This window comes from Nocardia aurea (assembly GCF_003123685.1).
Lineage (GTDB): Bacteria > Actinomycetota > Actinomycetes > Mycobacteriales > Mycobacteriaceae > Nocardia > Nocardia aurea.
The window spans coordinates 479,430-495,690 of sequence record NZ_QCYJ01000127.1; the positions used below are offsets into that span (position 1 = coordinate 479,430).

Consider the following 16,261-nt stretch of genomic DNA (forward strand, 5'->3'; position numbering starts at 1 on the left):
GCCGAAAGTGTGACGCGCAATACATCTGTGTTTTACAATAGCCATCACAGTGTCGGATGTCTATACAAATTAGCCAATTTGTAAAGTTGATCTGTGCGGGAGGAGCCCCGGAAACGGCGAAGGGCCGCACCCCGGAGGATGCGGCCCTTCGATGACGGGTACTAGCGGTCAAGCAGAACATCCGCGTTGTCGGGCAGCGCGCCGACCGGCCACCACCGCAGGTCGGTCGACTCCGCGCTGCGCACCGGAACCGCGCCCGCCGGGGCGACGGCCAGGAACAACAGATCGAGGTGGCGCGTCGGCACACCGAGCGAACAGGTGATCGGGTGCGCCTGCGCCCCGTACAGTTCCGGTTCCAGGTAGATGCCTTCGATACCGGATTCCTCGGTCGCCTCGCGCAGCGCCGCGTCGGCGACCGTCTCGTCACCCTCCTCGCAATGCCCGCCGAGTTGGAGCCAACGCCCGACCCGTGGATGCAGGGTCAGCAGGACCTCGCTCCGGTCGTGCGAGAAGACGATGGTCGAGGCGGTGATGTGCCCCGGCGCGTGCCCGCGCAGGCAGCCACCGGGCGCCGACCCGAGGAAGGCCAGCATCGCCTCCCGTAGCGACTGATCGGGACGTGTTGCCGGGCACCATGATTCGAGTAGTTTGGTGGCCGAGGCGTGCAGCGATTCGGCGCTCATCGCGCGAATCCGCCGACGGCGGAACAGGTGGACGCGATCACGGTTCGGAGGGTCACGGTTCGGAGGGTCACGGTTCGGAGGGTCACGGTTCCCATCATCACAGTTCCACCAGCCCCGAGCCCGGACCGAATACCGCACGCGGCGCGGGCTCCTCGAGCGGATGACCGACGGCGATGGCGCCCAGCGGATTCCAGTCCTCGGCGAGGCCGAGCACCGAACGGGTGACCTCCGGGGCGAAAATCGTCGAGCCGATCCAGCAGCTGCCGATCCCGTCGGTGGCCAGCGCGACCAGCAGACCCTGTACCGCCGCACCGACCGCGACCGTGAACATGGTCCGCTCCGCGGCGCGCCTGCGCTCGTCGGGGTAATCGTGCGCGCCGTCGGGCACACAGAACGGAATGATCACCTCGGGTGCGTCGAAGAGGATGCGCCCGCGCGCGATCCGGCGCTCCACCCGTTCGGGATCGAGTCCGTCGGCGGTGAGGTCGGTGCGCCACTTGTCGGCCATCGCCTCCAGCAACGCCTCGCGTAACCCGCGTTCGCGCAGCCACACGAAACGCACCGGACGGGTGTGGTGTGGCGCGGGCGCCGTCAGCGCCGTCGCGACGGCGCCGCGAATGCGTTCGGGGTCGACGGGGGTGTCGGCGAACTGCCGGACCGAACGGCGCAGCAGCAGCGCCTCCTTGCGTCCGCGTTCGATCGCCTCGGCGGTGCCGAGCCAGAACAGATCCTCGGTGCCGCCGCGCAGCAGGTCGACCGCGCCCGAGCCGTCGTCGGTGATCGGCAGCCCACGCACCACGGCGACGGGTACGCCGCCGAGCTTGCCCTTCACCAGATCCGCGGCGGCGGCCAGTTCGTCCGCGATCGCGACCTGCGTGACGTGCAGTTCGTTACCCTGCCCGTCCACCGCGCCCGCGTAGTCGTGCAGAACCCGAAGACCGGACGCCCCGATGGCGGCATCGGTCTGTCCGTTGCGCCAGGCCCGCCCCATGGTGTCGGTGACGACCACCGCGACGGTGACGCCGAGACGTTCACCGAGCGCGGCGCGCAACGCCTTCGCGCTGCCGTCGGGGTTGTTCGGCAACAACACCAGCTCGCCCTGTTCGACATTGGACCCGTCGACCCCCGAGGCCGCCTGGACGATGCCGAGTTTGTTCTCGGTGATCAGGGTGCGGCCCTTGCGCGCCAGCACCCGCACCGCTTCCTGATCGACGAGTGCGCGGCGCGCGCTGTCGCGTTCCTCCGGATCCAGCGGCGCGGCGACGATCCGGCCTTCGACCTTGGCCACGATCTTGCTGGTGACCACGAGGATGTCACCGTCGGCCAGCCACGGCGCCGCCGCCGCGATGTGCTCGGCCAGATCATCGCCCGGCCGGAATTCCGGCAGGCCGGTGATCGGCAGGATGCGCAGTTCGTTCGCGGCGTGATCGGAATTCACGCCAGGGTTTACTGTCACCATTTCACTCCGGCGAGGTCGAGGGCCTCACGCACCATTTCCGCGGTGGTGGGCGGATCGGTCATCAGCAAGGGCACACTACGCACCTCGACGCCCGGCACCCGCGCCGAGTCGGTGCTGTGGATCAGCCAACCGTCCAGGATGCCGGTCGCCGAGCGGGCGCCGTAATGCCTGCCGATCGCCTCCGCGGTGGTCTCGACCCCGATCACGGACAGGCATTCGTCGGCCATGCCGCGCAGCGGTTTGCCGTCGATGACCCCCGATACCCCGATCACTTTGGCCCGCGTGGTGCGCAGCGCGCCGCGGATTCCCGGCACCGCGAGGATCGCGCCGATGCTGACGACGGGATTGGAGGGGGCCAACATAACAATGTCGGCCTGATCTATGATATCGATCACATTTGGGGCGGGAGTGGCGTCATCCGCCCCGATTGTCGCGAATCCATGGGTCTCGATGTTCGCTCGGTAACGAACCCACCACTCCTGGAAATGGATCGCGCGACGTTCGCCAGGGTTGCCAGGATCACTCACAACGACATGCGTTTCACAGCGATCGTCGGTTGCCGGGATCAGTTTCACGCCCGGTTGCCACCTCTTGCACAGCGCTTCGGTGACCGCGGAAAGCGGGTACCCGGCGCGCAACATTTCGGTTCGAATCAAGTGCGTCGCGATATCCCGATCGCCCAACCCGAACCAGTCCGGCTCGGCATGGTATTCGGCGAGTTCCTCCTTGGCGTGCCAAGTTTCTCCGACCCGCCCCCATCCCCGTTCGGTATCGATTCCGTTACCCAGCGTGTACATGCAGGTATCGAGGTCGGGGCAAATGCGGAGGCCGTGCATCCAGACGTCGTCACCTACATTGACGATCGCGGAAACGTCGGCTTCCGGCAGCAGTTCCCGAACACCCTGCAGGAACCGCGCGCCACCGACTCCACCGACGAGTACGGCGATCTTGGGCCCGTTCGCGGGCACGATGTCCGCTTGTTGTGCAGTCACATCGACACAGCCTATGCGGTACCGGAACCGGCGGTGTTCGTCGCATATTTGCTGGCCATTTGCTAGTGGGTACCACAAGATCAACACAGAAATCGGCGACGGATAGTAACGGAATAGCGTCGGCCGCTTGACCATCAACACATCCGGCGTGTCTAATCACAGACATGTCATTCCGGGCTCGCGCGAGAGTGCATGGCGCGAGCGGTTTTTCGAACAGATGTTCGCACTGGAATGACGAGCACGGGGATGTCCGCGGGACAACGTCGCGGGGTACGGCCGTCGGTGTGCGCGTTGGTCCGACGGAAAGAATCATTCTGCGCTAACACACAGTGAGGAGGCGGAGCGATGGCCGAAGACATGGTCTCGCCAACCGATTCCACAGCAGGCGCAGCACGTGGCGTCTGCACAGACATCGGCCGGATCGAACAGGAGGCGGGTGACGACATATCGACACCCCGGCTCAGCCTGGTCGTGACGGGCTTCGACGAGATGTTCGAATCCATCGAAGAGCAGTGGCAGGAACGTGCCCTATGCGCGCAGACCGATCCGGAGGCGTTCTTCCCCGAGAAGGGCGGCTCGACCCGCGAGGCCAAACGGATCTGCATGGGCTGCGAAGTACGCGACGAGTGCCTGGAATACGCACTCGCACACGATGAGCGTTTCGGGATCTGGGGCGGCCTCTCCGAACGGGAGCGCCGCCGCCTCAAGCGCGGAATCGGCTAGAACCTGATGCCGCACCGACCTCGATGCACGAGGTCGGTGCGTGTTCACCTAGATTTCTCTTATGTCTCGCTCTCGCAATCGACGACCACCCACCGCCCGGTCGGTGATCCGGCGTGGTCGCGGCGTGCGCGGACCCATGCTTCCTCCGACCGTCCCGGCGTGGCGTACGCGCGGCCAGCAATTCGACCGACTGGTGCTCGAGGCGTTCGCGCCACTGGACAGCCGCTGGCACGATCGGCTCACCAAACTCGATATCGCCGTCGACGATGTCCCCAAAATCCGTCCGCTGCACCCCGATTCGGTCACCTGGCCGGACGAGGTGGTGGCGGACGGCCCCGTACCCCTGTCCCGACTGGTGCCCGCGGGCGTCGACCGGCACGGGGCGGCGACCCGTGCGCGGGTCGTGCTGTTCCGCAAACCATTGGAACTGCGAGCGGGCGATCCCGACGACCTCATCGATCTGTTGCGCGAGGTTCTCGTGCAACAGATCGCCACCTACCTCGGAGTCGATCCCGACCTCATCGACCCCGAGGACTAGCGCGGCGACCGTGGCGATCCCGCTGTGAGCCTCACCCCTTTTACCGCGTGTCCGGCCACCTCGGAGGGCCGAGTGGGGTTACTCTCATCCGCGTGATCCCCATGCGTCGTTGTTGCCGACCCGGCTGCAAGAATCCGGCCGTCGCGACGCTCACGTATGTGTACTCGGACTCGACGGCCGTCGTCGGACCACTGGCCACCGTCGCCGAACCGCACTCATGGGATCTGTGCGAAACCCACGCCTCCCGCATCACCGCCCCCAAGGGCTGGGACATGGTCAGGCACGAAGGCGGATTCTCCTCCAGCACACCGGACGACGACGATCTCACCGCGTTGGCGGAGGCCGTGCGCGAGGCCGGGTTGCGTCGCCGTCCCCCCGAACCCGACCAGCGCGGCTACCGCGATTACGCACCGCCGCCGCCCCAGCAGCGCACCACCAGGACCGGGCGACGCGGGCATCTGCGCGTACTGCCCGACCCGCCGAGCTGACCCACCCCCGCGGCACGAGAACGGGACCCCGTCGATCCCGTCCGGCCGAGCCACTAGGGTAGTGGCTATGACAGCCACGCGCTCTGCCGAATTCGTGAACGCGGTGATCAAAGCCTATGACGTTCGCGGAGTGGTCGGTGAACAGCTCGACGCGCAATTCGTCAGCGACGTCGGGGCCTCGTTCGCGCGGTTGATGCGCTCCGAGGGCGCCTCTCGCGTTGTCATCGGACACGACATGCGCGACTCCTCACCGGAACTGGCCGCGGCCTTCGCCGAGGGCGTGACCGGGCAGGGCCTGAACGTGGTGCATATCGGCCTCGCCTCCACCGACCAGCTGTATTTCGCCTCCGGCAGCCTCGACTGCCCGGGTGCGATGTTCACCGCGAGCCACAATCCGGCGCGCTACAACGGCATCAAGTTGTGCAGGGCCAAGGCGCTGCCCGTGGGCCAGGACACCGGCCTCGGCATCATCAAGGACGAAGTCGTCTCGGGCGTGCCCGCTTTCGACGGACCGCGCGGCGCCGAGACCGAGGTCGACGTGCTCGCCGACTACGCGAGTTTCCTGCGCGGGCTGGTCGAACTCGACGACATCCGCCCCCTGGCCATCGCGGTGGACGCGGGCAACGGCATGGGCGGGCACACGGTGCCCGCGGTGCTCGGCACACTGGGCCAGGTGAAGATCGAGCCGCTGTATTTCGAACTGGACGGCTCCTTCCCCAACCACGAGGCCAATCCCCTCGATCCGGCGAATCTGGTGGATCTGCAGAAGCTGGTCCGCAGTACCGGCGCCGATATCGGGCTGGCCTTCGACGGTGACGCGGACCGGTGTTTCGTGGTGGACGAGAAGGGCGATCCGGTGTCGCCGTCGGCCATCACCGCCCTGGTGGCCGAGCGTGAGCTGGCCAAGGAGCCGGGCGCGGTCGTCATCCACAACCTGATCACCTCGCACGCGGTGCCCGAACTGGTGCACGAACTCGGCGGCACCCCGGTGCGCACCCGGGTCGGCCACTCGTTCATCAAGCAGGAGATGGCAACCACCGGCGCGGTTTTCGGCGGTGAGCATTCCGCGCACTACTACTTCCGCGATTTCTGGGGCGCCGATTCCGGCATGCTCGCCGCCCTGCACGTACTCGCCGCGCTCGGCGAGAAGGACCGGCCGGTCTCGGAGCTGATGGCGGCCTACGACAAGTACGCCGCCTCCGGCGAGATCAATTCCACCGTCGCGGACGCGGCCGAGCGGACGCTCGCGGTGCTGGAGGCATTCGGGAACCGCGCGGTCGCCATCGACCGGCTGGACGGTGTGACCGTGCAACTCGCCGACGACGCGTGGTTCAATCTGCGCGCGTCCAATACCGAACCGTTGCTCAGGTTGAACGTCGAAGCCAGGACGTCGGCGGAAGTAGACGCACTCGTGACCGAGATCCTGAGCATCGTCCGCTCCTGACTGGAATAGTGGAATCACAGACAGTGGATTCGTCCGACCTGGGCTCGGTGTGTACGACCCGGGTGCGTTCGGACGAATCGAATACAGCGGATGAGGGGAGGTGGGACGCCCGATGATCGCTGGAACTCCGGTACTCGACCTCGATGACGCCGCATCGCTCGAGGCAGCCGACAGCAGCGGCGCCCTGCGTTCGGCCGCTTCGGGAGGCGCCCAGGTACGCGCGACCGCGGCAGCCGTCGACGAGAACGCGCTCGCGTCGCTCACCGACCTCCGACCTCGCAGCGTCGTCCTGGTGACCGGCGGTGGCCGGGCCGCACGCGCCGGCGCACTGCTCGTCGCGGCGCTCGGCGACCGCGCCGGGCTGCCCATCGTGCCCGCTCCCGCCCTCCCGGCCTGGGTCGGACCACTCGACGTGGTGCTGATCGCGGGCGACGACGCGGGCGATCCACGCCTGATCGATGCCGTCGACCGCGCACAGCGACGCGGTGCCGAGGTCGTGATCGCGGCGCCGATGGAGGGCCCGTTACGCACCGCGGCGGCCCGTCGCAGCGCGCTGCTCGAACCGCGCGTCACCGTCCTCGACCACAATCGGCTGCTGCGCTACCTGGCGGTCGGGATCGCGGTGCTGCGCACCGTCGACCCGTCGCGGTCGGGGGCCGTCGTCCCGGACCTCGCCGCGCTCGCCGACGTACTCGACGCCGAGGCCATGCGCGACGCTCCGCAGAACGAGGTCTTCCACAATCCGGCCAAGACGCTGGCGACACGGATGCAACAGCACGGGATCGTCTTCGCGGGCGACTCCCCCGCCGCCGTGGCACTGGCCGAGCACAGCGCCGAGGTGCTGTTGCAGTCGGCGGGCCGGGTGGCGGCCTCCGCCGACCTGCACGAAGCCGTCGCGGCCAACGCGCGCCTGGCCGACGCCGCGGGCGGGGTGGCACCCGATTTCGATCCGCTGTTCCACGACGAGGAACTCGACGGCCCGGCCCCGGTGGAACGCACCAGGATCTTCGTGCTCAGCACCGACCCCGACCAGTCCTCGGCCCGCCGCAGGCTCGCGGTATTCGGCGGTTCCGGCGTGGTCGACGCCGATCTGCTCAACGCCGACGTCGATCTGTTGCAGAACACGCTCGACGATCCGGCCGGTCCGACGCGGGCCCGGGTCGACGAGGCCGGGGTTCCGCTGCCGGGATCGGCCACACACAGCACCGAACTGGAGCAACTCGCCGTGCTCGCCGTCCGCATCGAAATGGCCGCGGCCTACCTGCGTTTGATCGGTGCGCGCGGCGGTGCCGCGGCCCCGGGTGATCAGTACGACGGGGGACGCTACTAGTGCACGAACTCGTTGGTGCGTTGCGCTCCTACGCTTGGGGTTCGCGCACCGCGCTCGCCGAACTGTGCGGCAGACCCGTTCCCTCCGCCCATCCCGAGGCCGAATTGTGGTTCGGCGCCCATCCCGCCGATCCCGCCCATGTGCGCACGCCGGAGGGCACCGTCTCACTGCTGAAGCTGGTCGAGGCCGATCCCGAGCGCGAACTCGGCGCGGCCGCATCGGAGTTCGGCGGCAAACTGCCGTTCCTGCTGAAGATCCTGGCCGCCGAGGAACCGCTGTCGCTACAGGCGCATCCGAGCGAGGTCCAGGCCCAGACGGGATTCGAACGGGAGAATCGCGCGCGGGTGCCGCTGGATTCACCGATGCGCAACTATCGCGACGAGAACCACAAGCCGGAACTGGTCGTCGCACTGGAGCGGTTCGAGGCGCTCGCGGGATTCCGCGCGCCGGAGCGCACGGTGGCGCTGTTGCGCGCGCTCGGTGTGCCCCAGCTCGAATCGTATGCGGAACTCCTTGCTGCGCAGCCGGATTCGGCCGGACTGCGCACGCTGTTCACGACCTGGATCACCCTGCCGCACAATGTGCTCGCCTCGCTGCTGCCCGCGGTGCTCGACGGCTGCGTGCGCTACCTGTCGGCCAGGGACGACCGGGTCTTCGTCGCCGAGGCCCGCACCACGCTCGAACTCGCCGAGGCCTATCCCGGTGACGCCGGGGTGCTCGCGGCGATGCTGCTCAATCGGGTGACCCTGGAACCCGGACAGGGATTGTTCCTGGACGCGGGCAACCTGCACGCCTACCTGCGCGGACTCGGCGTCGAGATCATGGCCAACTCCGACAACGTGCTGCGCGGCGGTCTCACCCCGAAACACGTCGACGTGCCCGAACTGCTGCGGGTCCTGGATTTCGAACCGATCGACCTGCCCGCCGTGCTGCCCGAACCCGCGGGCGACGGGTCGGTCCGATACCGCACGCCCGCACCGGAATTCGCCCTGCACCGCTTCGACCTCACCGCGGGCACGGGGCAGGTGCCGCTGCACGACGGCCCCGGTATCGTGCTGTGCACGGCGGGCACCCTGCGGCTGCTGCGCGGCGGACAGACCCTGCTGCTCGAGCGCGGCGCGGCCGCCTGGATCTCGGCCGCCGACAGCGATATTCGGGCGCAGGCGGTGGACGGCGCGGCTCAGTTCTTCTGCGCGTGCGTCGGCCACCCGAACTGATCTCATTCGGTGACCGGCTGCGGGGCACGCTAAGTTAGCCGAGATCGGCAAACGAGAGAGGACACCCGACATATGTCTGCTGGTGGTGGCAAGAAGGCGATTATCGCCGCGTTGACGGCGAATGCCGGAATCGCGGTCGCGAAGTTCGTCGGTGCGGCGATCACCGGTTCGGCGTCGATGCTGGCCGAGGCGGTGCACTCGGTGGCCGACACCTCCAATCAGGGCCTGCTGCTGTTCGGGCAGAAGCGTGCCGAAAAGGAAGCCGACCAGCTTCATCCGTTCGGCTACGGCCGCAACCGCTACTTCTACTCGTTCATCGTCGCCCTGGTGCTGTTCACGCTCGGCTCGATCTACGCGCTCTACGAAGGTATCCACAAGGTTCAACACCCCGAGGAACTCAAGTCGCCGATCGTCGCGATCGTGATCCTGCTGATCGCCATCGGACTGGAGACCTACAGTTTCATGACCGCGGTCAAGGAATCGCGGCCGCTGAAGGGCAAGAGCAGCTGGTGGCGGTTCATCAAGACCTCGCGCAGCCCCGAACTGCCGGTGGTGCTGCTCGAGGACACCGGCGCGCTGATCGGTCTGGTCTTCGCCTTCTTCGGTGTCGGACTGACCATGTTGACCGACGATCCGGTGTGGGACGCCATCGGCACCCTGGCGATCGGCGCGCTGCTCGGTGTCATCGCGGTCATCCTCATCATCGAGATGCAGAGCCTGCTGATCGGTGAGGGCGCGACGCCGGAGGAGGACGGCAAGATCCGGTCGAATCTGGTCGACGGTCACCGCATCGAGCGGGTCATCCACCTCAAGACGCAGTACCTCGGTCCCGAGGAGATCCTGGTCGCCGCCAAACTGGCGTTCACGCCCGGACTCGATATCGGCCAGATCGCCAACGCCATCGATGAGGCCGAATCGCGGGTGCGCGCGGCCGTGCCCGCCGCGCGGGTGATCTACCTCGAACCGGATCTGTATCGGGAAGCGAACTAGCCCGATTCCCGGGTGGGTCCGGTCGATCGACAATTCACCCGGGCTCGGCGGTTGGTGTGCCTGCCCCGTCACGACCGGGTCCGCGAGTAGCGTCGCCCGGTATGTCGAGCGGTGGTAGCAAGACGGCGGTGTACGCGGCGTTGGCGGCCGACGCGGGGATCGCCGTGGCGAAATTCGCGGGCGCCGCGATCACCGGATCGTCATCGATGCTGGCCGAGGCGATCCACTCGGTCGCCGACACGGCCAATCAGGGACTGCTGCTGATCGGCCAGAAACGCGCCGAGCAGCGTCCGGATCGGTTGCACCCCTTCGGCTACGGCCGCAATCGGTACTTCTACGCGTTCGCGGTCGCGCTGGTGCTGTTCTCGCTCGGCTCGCTCGCCGCGATCGACGAGGGGATCCACAAGATCCGCGAACCCGAACATCTCAGCGACCCGTTCGTCGCCATCGTGATCCTGCTGGTCGCGATGGTCCTGGAAGGGTTCAGCCTGGCCACGGCCACCCGCGAATCCCGCCCGTTCAAACAGCAGGCGAGCTGGTGGGCCTTCATCCGCAATTCCCGCAACCCCGAACTGCCGGTGGTACTGCTCGAGGACAGCGGTGCGCTGATCGGTCTGCTGCTCGCCTTCGCGGGCGTCGGGCTGACGATGGTCACCGGCAACCCGATCTGGGACGGGATCGGCACGCTCGGCATCGGCATCCTGCTCGGCGTCATCGCGACCGTCCTGATCGTGGAGATGAAGAGTCTGCTCATCGGTGAGGGTGCTACCCCGCGCCAGGACGCGGCCATCCGCGCGAATCTGGTGGACGGCGCGAGGATCGAACGCGTCATCCACCTGGAGACCCAATACCTCGGTCCGGAGGAATTACTGGTGGCCGCGAAGATCGCCGTCGCCCCGGGACTGGATATCGCCGACATCGCCGCGGCGATCGATGACGCCGAGGCCAGGGTCCGCGCGGCGGTGCCGATCGCGGAGCGGATCTACCTCGAACCGGACCTGTATCGCGAGCGGCTCGGCTGACCGTCGAAGGCGTGATCGACCACGGTCGGGCCAGTGGCGATCACGTCCGATCACAGCGCGAGAAGCGGGAACCGCTCCACGACCGCGAGACCGAATCGGTGATGGCCCGGCCGCTCATCCTCGGAGCAGGTCGAGCGGATCGGTGTGGATGCCGAAGCGGGAACGCAGAACGTGCCGGGCCGCGTGCAGGCCGTTCATACCGTGCACCCCGGGGCCGGGCGGGGTCGCCGACGAGCACAGGTAGACGCCGGGAACGGGAGTCGCGTAAGGATTCCAGCGCGGGACGGGACGGAAGAGGAACTGGCGCAACGACATCGCACCGGCGGATATGTCGCCGCCGATGTAATTGGCGTTGTGCTCGGGCATTTCGGCCGCGGTGATGACGTGTTTCGCCAGAATCAGATCGGTGAAGCCGGGGGCGAAACGTTCGACCTGGGCCACCACGGCGGCGCTCACGTCGCGCGGTGATCCGTTGGGGACGTGGGCGTAGGTGTAGAAGGTGTGGTTGCCCGCCGGGGCTCGGGTCGAATCGACGACGCCCGGTTGGATGGCGAGCACGTAGGGCTGGTCGGCGTGGCGGCCCGCTGCGACGGCGCGTTCGGCGGCCACGGCCTCGCTCCTGGTGCCGACCAGGTGCAGGGTGCCCGCGCGGGCGCAGTCCTCGGCCGTCCACGGCACCGGCCCGGACAGCGCGAAATCGACCTTGCAGGCCGCGCCTCCGTAGCGGAAATCTCGCAGCCGGTCGGCGTAGCGGTCCGGAAGGCGGTGACCGCCGATGCGGAGCAGTTCGGCGGGACTCAGATCGAGCAGTACCGGTTCGTCCGGGAATTCGTCGAGCGAGTCGATCCGGTGATCGGTGTGCACGCGGCCACCGAGACGTTCGAGTTCGGCGATCAGCGCGTCCGGAATCGCCTGGCTGCCGCCGCGCGGCAGCCCCCAACCGCCCGCGTGGGCCAGGGTGCCGAGCAGCATGCCCGCGCCCGCCGCGGGAATGGCGCGCGGCGGGGTGATCGCGTGCGTCGCGATGCCGGTCAGCATCGACGCCGCGGGCTCGTCGTCGAACCGCAGATTCCACAACGGCGTGCCCTGTTCGACGACGCGGAGTCCGAAGCGCGCGGCCGTCACCGGATCACGCGGCAACCTGCGTAGATCCGACATCGCGAGCTCGACGACGGCCTCCCAGTGCCGGACCATCGGCGCGAAGAGTCCGCGCCATGCCGCGCCGTCGCGTCCGAGGCCCTCGACCGTGCGGTCGAGATCGCGCCAGGCCACCCCCGCCCGGCCACCGTCGAGCGGATGGGCGTAGGAGACCTCCGGTGTCAGCAGCTCCACGCCGTGCGCGGGGAGATCGAACGCGCGGAAGAACGGCGAGGCCGAGGCCATGGGATGCGCGCCCGCGCACAGATCGTGACGGAATCCGGGCAGCGTCAACTCCACCGTGCGCGATCCGCCGCCCGCGCTCGGCTCGGCCTCGTAGACCTCCACCGCGAGCCCGGCCCGCGCCAGGATCACCGCGGCCGCGAGACCGTTCGGTCCCGATCCGACCACCACCGCATCCGCCATGACCACACGCTACCGCCGGATCCGATCGCGGCACCGGCCGTGGATCAGACGCGAACGGCGGCAAGCCATTCGGCGACGAGCATGGCCAGACGTTGCTCACGCAACTCCGGACGCAACCGGCCCGCGCGTTCGAGGGTGGCCAGGCCGTGCAGGGAACTCCACGCGACTTCCGCGCGCGCGCCGAGGTCGGCGTCGTCGACGAAGGGCCGGAACAGTCCCTCGAAAACGGCGAAGGCGTCGCGCAACGGCTGCGGTGCGTCCAGTCCGAAGACGAGATCGGTCGACAGCACGAACATCGCGTCGTAGAGGGCCGGATTCGCGGCGGCGAAATCGAGGTACGCGCGGGTCACGCGCTCCAGCGCCTCGGCGGGGGTCGTCGCGGTGGCCTCGGCGGCGCGCAACGCGGCGGTGAGATCGATGATGCCCTCGACGGCCACCGCCGTGACGATCGCGGCCTTACCCGTGAAATGGCTGTACAACACGGGTTGGCTGTATTCGATGCGCTCGGCCAGCTTGCGCACCGTCACCGCCTCCCAGCCCTGACTTTCCGCGAGTTCGCGAGCGACATCGATGATCCGCTGATGCCGATCGGCCCGTTCGCGCTCTTTTCGGGTGGTCATGCCGAAATTCTAGCATCGCTAGACATTCTAACGAGGCTCGGCCAGGACGAGGTGCGCGCGTCTCGCGTCCTCGCGTTCAGACGTCGGTGGAGAAGCGGATACCGCCGTCCGGGATTTCCACGCCGGGCCAGACGCGGGCGCCGCGCAGGAGTTCACAGCGGGCGCCGACCTGCGCGCCGTCACCGATGACGCCGTCGCGCACCAGCGCCCGTGGGCCGATGCGGGCGCCGAAACCGATGATGGAGCGTTCCACCGTGGCGCCCGCCTCGATGATCGCGCCGTCGAAGATGACAGCGCCGTCCAGTCGCGCGCCCGCGCCGATCTCCGCGCCGCGCCCGACCACGGTGCCGCCGATGAGCAGCGCGCCCGGAGCGACACCGGCACCGGGATGGACCAGGGATTCCCCGCGCTGCCCCGGCAGGGCGGGCGAGGGCGCGATACCGCGGACGAGGTCGGCCGAACCCCGGACGAAATCCTCCGGGGTGCCCATATCGCGCCAGTACGAGGTGTCCACGTGGCCCTGGACGCGGGCGCCCTCGGCGAGCAGCGCCGGGAACACCTCGCGTTCCACCGAGACCGGGCGACCGGCCGGGATCTTCTCGATGTACTCGCGGCGGAACACGTAGCAGCCCGCGTTGATCTGGTCGGTCGGCGGATCCTGGGTCTTCTCCAGGAACGCGGTGACCCGGCCGTCGGCGTCGGTCGGCACACAGCCGAAGGCCCTCGGATCGCTGACCCGGACCAGGTGCAGGGTGACGTCGGCGTTGGTCGACTCGTGGGTGTCGAGGATCGCGCCGAGTTCGGTGCCGCCGAGCACATCGCCGTTGAAGACCATCACGGTGTCACCGCGCAACTTGGGCAGCACGTTGCGGATGCCGCCACCGGTGCCCAGCGGCTCGCTCTCGGTGACGTACTCCAGGTCGAGTCCCAGGTCGGCGCCGTCGCCGAAATGCTCCTCGAAGACTTCCGCCTTGAACGAGGTGCCGAGGACGACGTGGGTGATCCCGGCTTCGGCGATCCGCGCGAGCAGGTGGGTCAGGAACGGCAGTCCCGCGGTCGGCAGCATCGGCTTGGGTGCCGACAGGGTCAGCGGACGCAGCCGCGTTCCCTGGCCGCCGACCAGAATCACGGCCTCGGTGCCTGCATGTCCTGACATCAACTTCCCCTGTTCACAGTGGATTGTTCCGCGCGGCGGCCCCGTCTCGGGTCAGCCTCGTGCCTGCTGTCGCAGCGCAGATCGAACCGCAATCCGGGAGCGAATGGCAAGTCCGGCCCGCAACGCCAGCCTCAGCGGCGCCTGCCACCAGTGCGGATGCCGGTCGGCCTGGAAGCGGTAGGCGCTCGCGTGGTGCGCGGGCAGCATCAGTTCCGGATGCCGGCTCGCCGCGTGTCCCTGGGCGTGGGTGACCTCGGCGGTCGGGACGAAGACATTGTGCCAGCCCGCCTTGCCGAGGCGGTCGCCGAAGTCGACGTCCTCCATGTACATGAAGTAGCGCGAGTCGAAGCCGTCGATCGAATCGAAGGCGCTGCGCCGGACCAGCAGGCAGGAGCCCGAAAGCCACCCGACGGTGCGTTCGGAGATCTGCTCGTTGTCCTGGCGATAGCGCCGCGTCCACGGGTTCGCGGGCCAGACGGTGCCGAGGATCGCGTGACCGGCGCCGTCGAGCAGACCGGGCACCGAGCGGGCGGACGGGTAGACGGTGCCGTCCGGATCGAGCACCATCGGTCCGAGCGCGCCCGCGCGCGGCCAGCGATCGGCGGCGGCCAGCAGTTCGTCGATGGAATCGGTGCCCCAGCGGATGTCGGGGTTGGAGATGACGATGAATTCGATATCGGGGTCGATCTCGGCGACGGCCCGATTGATCGCGCCGCCGTAGCCGAGATTTCCGCCGGTCCGCAGCAGTCGCACGTGCGAATTCGCCTCGGCGGCCAGTTCCGGGACACCGTCGACCGAGCCGTTGTCGGCCAGGATCACCTGCGTTTTCTCACCGGTGGCGTGCGCTAGCGTGGTGATGAAATGGTCCAGGTGCTCGCCCGGTGAATAGGTCACGGTCACGACCGCGATGCGGCCCGGGGACACGGATTCCGAGGACGGGTTGTCGGTTCGCTCGCTGCGCTCACTCACGACCGCCCAGCCTAGTCGGAACCGTTCCGGCGCGCGGCCCGCGGTGCGAATCCGGGCGGCATCGCCCGTGACGCCGCCCGCGGTCGAGCAGCCCAGCCCGGCGATGATCGAAATCGATACGGGCGGAGCGGGTCTCGTCGACGAATCGTCCGGCGCTCAGCGATCGGCCAGCGCGGCGCGCAGCGCGTCCCGCCACGGACGCAGCGGCGTGAGGCCGGCGTCCACCCACGACCGGTCCGACAGCACCGAATAGGCCGGGCGGCGCGCGGGTCTCGGGAACGCGGTGGAATCGCACGGACGCACCCGCTCCGGATCGGCGCCGATCTCCTCGAAGACGGCGCGCGCCAGCTCGAACCAGGTGGCGCGGCCCGTGTTGGTGGCGTGCAGCACGCGGGGCGGGGCGGGGGCGGAGGCGAGTTCGAGCAGGGCCGCGGCGAGGTCGACGGCGTAGGTGGGTGAGCCGAGTTGGTCGTCGACCACGTCGACGGTGTCGCGCTCGCGTTCCAGGCGGAGCATGGTAGCGACGAAATCGCCGTGACGTCCCCGGTACACCCAGGCCGTGCGCACCACCACCGCGTCGGGGGCGATATCGAGGACGGCGCGCTCCCCCGCCAGTTTCGACCGCCCGTACACCGTCGTCGGTCCGGTCGGGTCGGCGGTGTCGTAGGGCCGATCGTGGGTACCCGGGAACACGTAATCGGTGGACAGGTGGATCAATCGGGCTCCGGCCCGCGCGCATTCGGTCGCGAGCACGGCGGGCCCGGTCTCGTTGGCGGCGAAGGCGGCGGCCCGCTCGGATTCGGCGCGATCGACCGCGGTGAAGGCGGCGCAGTTGAGCACGACGTCATCGGGCCCGAGGACCGCGCGGACCGCGGCGGGATCGGTGATGTCCAGGTCGGTTCGGCCGTATCCGCGGGCGTCGGGCGCCAGCCGCAGCAGCTCCCGGCCCACCTGTCCACCGGCTCCGGTCACGACGAGACGGGCGGTCAACGGTGGGTTCGACACAGTCACGGGCGCAAGTCTGGCACGCCGTGACATCGCCGGTTGACCCGTACCGAGGTAGCCGT

Annotated in this window: 16 protein-coding genes; 8 read left to right on the forward strand and 8 right to left on the reverse strand. The window is 68.5% G+C overall.

Annotated elements, in window-relative coordinates; genetic code table 11:
• Positions 1–161: 161 nt before the first annotated feature.
• The 3 genes from DAT37_RS31110 to cofD all read right to left on the reverse strand — a co-directional run bounded on the left by DAT37_RS31110 (position 162) and on the right by cofD (position 3,275).
• Positions 162–683, reverse strand: coding sequence for an NUDIX hydrolase (locus DAT37_RS31110; RefSeq protein ID WP_109528401.1), 522 nt, complete (start codon positions 681–683; stop codon positions 162–164).
• Between the two features lie 97 nt (positions 684–780).
• Positions 781–2,139: a coenzyme F420-0:L-glutamate ligase gene (locus DAT37_RS31115; RefSeq protein WP_232840102.1), complete on the reverse strand. Its 1,359-nt coding sequence runs from the start codon at positions 2,137–2,139 to the stop codon at positions 781–783.
• Positions 2,136–3,275, reverse strand: coding sequence for a 2-phospho-L-lactate transferase (gene cofD / locus DAT37_RS31120; RefSeq protein ID WP_232840103.1), 1,140 nt, complete (start codon positions 3,273–3,275; stop codon positions 2,136–2,138). Before cofD ends, DAT37_RS31115 begins: the two co-directional genes overlap by 4 nt.
• 348 nt (positions 3,276–3,623) lie before the next feature.
• On the opposite strand from cofD, the gene DAT37_RS31125 reads away from it, so the two are divergent.
• The 8 genes from DAT37_RS31125 to DAT37_RS31160 all read left to right on the forward strand — a co-directional run bounded on the left by DAT37_RS31125 (position 3,624) and on the right by DAT37_RS31160 (position 10,886).
• A complete protein-coding gene (locus DAT37_RS31125) occupies positions 3,624–3,857 on the forward strand; it encodes a WhiB family transcriptional regulator (RefSeq protein ID WP_029901515.1) in 234 nt (77 codons plus the stop codon).
• A 61-nt stretch (positions 3,858–3,918) separates the two neighbouring features.
• On the forward strand, positions 3,919–4,395 hold the full coding sequence (locus DAT37_RS31130) for a metallopeptidase family protein (protein WP_198654510.1): 477 nt from the start codon (positions 3,919–3,921) through the stop codon (positions 4,393–4,395).
• A 101-nt stretch (positions 4,396–4,496) separates the two neighbouring features.
• The gene (locus DAT37_RS31135; protein WP_109528404.1) at positions 4,497–4,883 is read left to right on the forward strand and encodes a DUF3499 domain-containing protein; all 387 of its coding nucleotides are present in this window, start codon (positions 4,497–4,499) and stop codon (positions 4,881–4,883) included.
• A 67-nt stretch (positions 4,884–4,950) separates the two neighbouring features.
• Positions 4,951–6,327, forward strand: a complete 1,377-nt coding sequence (locus tag DAT37_RS31140; protein WP_109528405.1) for a phosphomannomutase/phosphoglucomutase — start codon at positions 4,951–4,953, stop codon at positions 6,325–6,327.
• A gap of 112 nt (positions 6,328–6,439) precedes the next feature.
• Complete coding sequence (locus DAT37_RS31145; RefSeq protein ID WP_109528406.1) at positions 6,440–7,657, forward strand: tobH protein; 1,218 nt, start codon at positions 6,440–6,442, stop codon at positions 7,655–7,657.
• Entirely contained in the window at positions 7,657–8,874 is a 1,218-nt protein-coding gene (gene manA, locus DAT37_RS31150; protein WP_109528407.1) for a mannose-6-phosphate isomerase, class I, read from the forward strand. The genes DAT37_RS31145 and manA overlap by 1 nt, the downstream gene beginning before the upstream one ends.
• A 72-nt stretch (positions 8,875–8,946) precedes the next feature.
• Entirely contained in the window at positions 8,947–9,864 is a 918-nt protein-coding gene (locus DAT37_RS31155; protein WP_109528408.1) for a cation diffusion facilitator family transporter, read from the forward strand.
• A gap of 101 nt (positions 9,865–9,965) precedes the next feature.
• Positions 9,966–10,886: a cation diffusion facilitator family transporter gene (locus DAT37_RS31160; RefSeq protein ID WP_109528409.1), complete on the forward strand. Its 921-nt coding sequence runs from the start codon at positions 9,966–9,968 to the stop codon at positions 10,884–10,886.
• A gap of 114 nt (positions 10,887–11,000) precedes the next feature.
• On the opposite strand, the gene DAT37_RS31165 is transcribed toward DAT37_RS31160, so the two are convergent.
• The 5 genes from DAT37_RS31165 to rfbD form a co-directional block, all read right to left on the reverse strand.
• Positions 11,001–12,449 (reverse strand): phytoene desaturase family protein, encoded by a 1,449-nt coding sequence (locus DAT37_RS31165; RefSeq protein ID WP_109528410.1) that lies wholly within the window; start codon positions 12,447–12,449, stop codon positions 11,001–11,003.
• Positions 12,450–12,493: 44 nt separating this feature from the next.
• Positions 12,494–13,069 carry a TetR/AcrR family transcriptional regulator gene (locus DAT37_RS31170; protein WP_109528411.1) on the reverse strand — a complete coding sequence of 192 codons (576 nt, stop codon included), beginning with the start codon at positions 13,067–13,069 and terminating at the stop codon, positions 12,494–12,496.
• Positions 13,070–13,145: 76 nt separating this feature from the next.
• Positions 13,146–14,225 carry a mannose-1-phosphate guanylyltransferase gene (manB, locus tag DAT37_RS31175; protein WP_109528412.1) on the reverse strand — a complete coding sequence of 360 codons (1,080 nt, stop codon included), beginning with the start codon at positions 14,223–14,225 and terminating at the stop codon, positions 13,146–13,148.
• A 51-nt stretch (positions 14,226–14,276) separates the two neighbouring features.
• Complete coding sequence (locus DAT37_RS31180; RefSeq protein ID WP_109528617.1) at positions 14,277–15,149, reverse strand: glycosyltransferase family 2 protein; 873 nt, start codon at positions 15,147–15,149, stop codon at positions 14,277–14,279.
• Positions 15,150–15,350: 201 nt separating this feature from the next.
• Positions 15,351–16,232, reverse strand: a complete 882-nt coding sequence (rfbD, locus tag DAT37_RS31185) for a dTDP-4-dehydrorhamnose reductase (protein WP_109528413.1) — start codon at positions 16,230–16,232, stop codon at positions 15,351–15,353.
• Between the last annotated feature and the right edge of the window lie 29 nt (positions 16,233–16,261).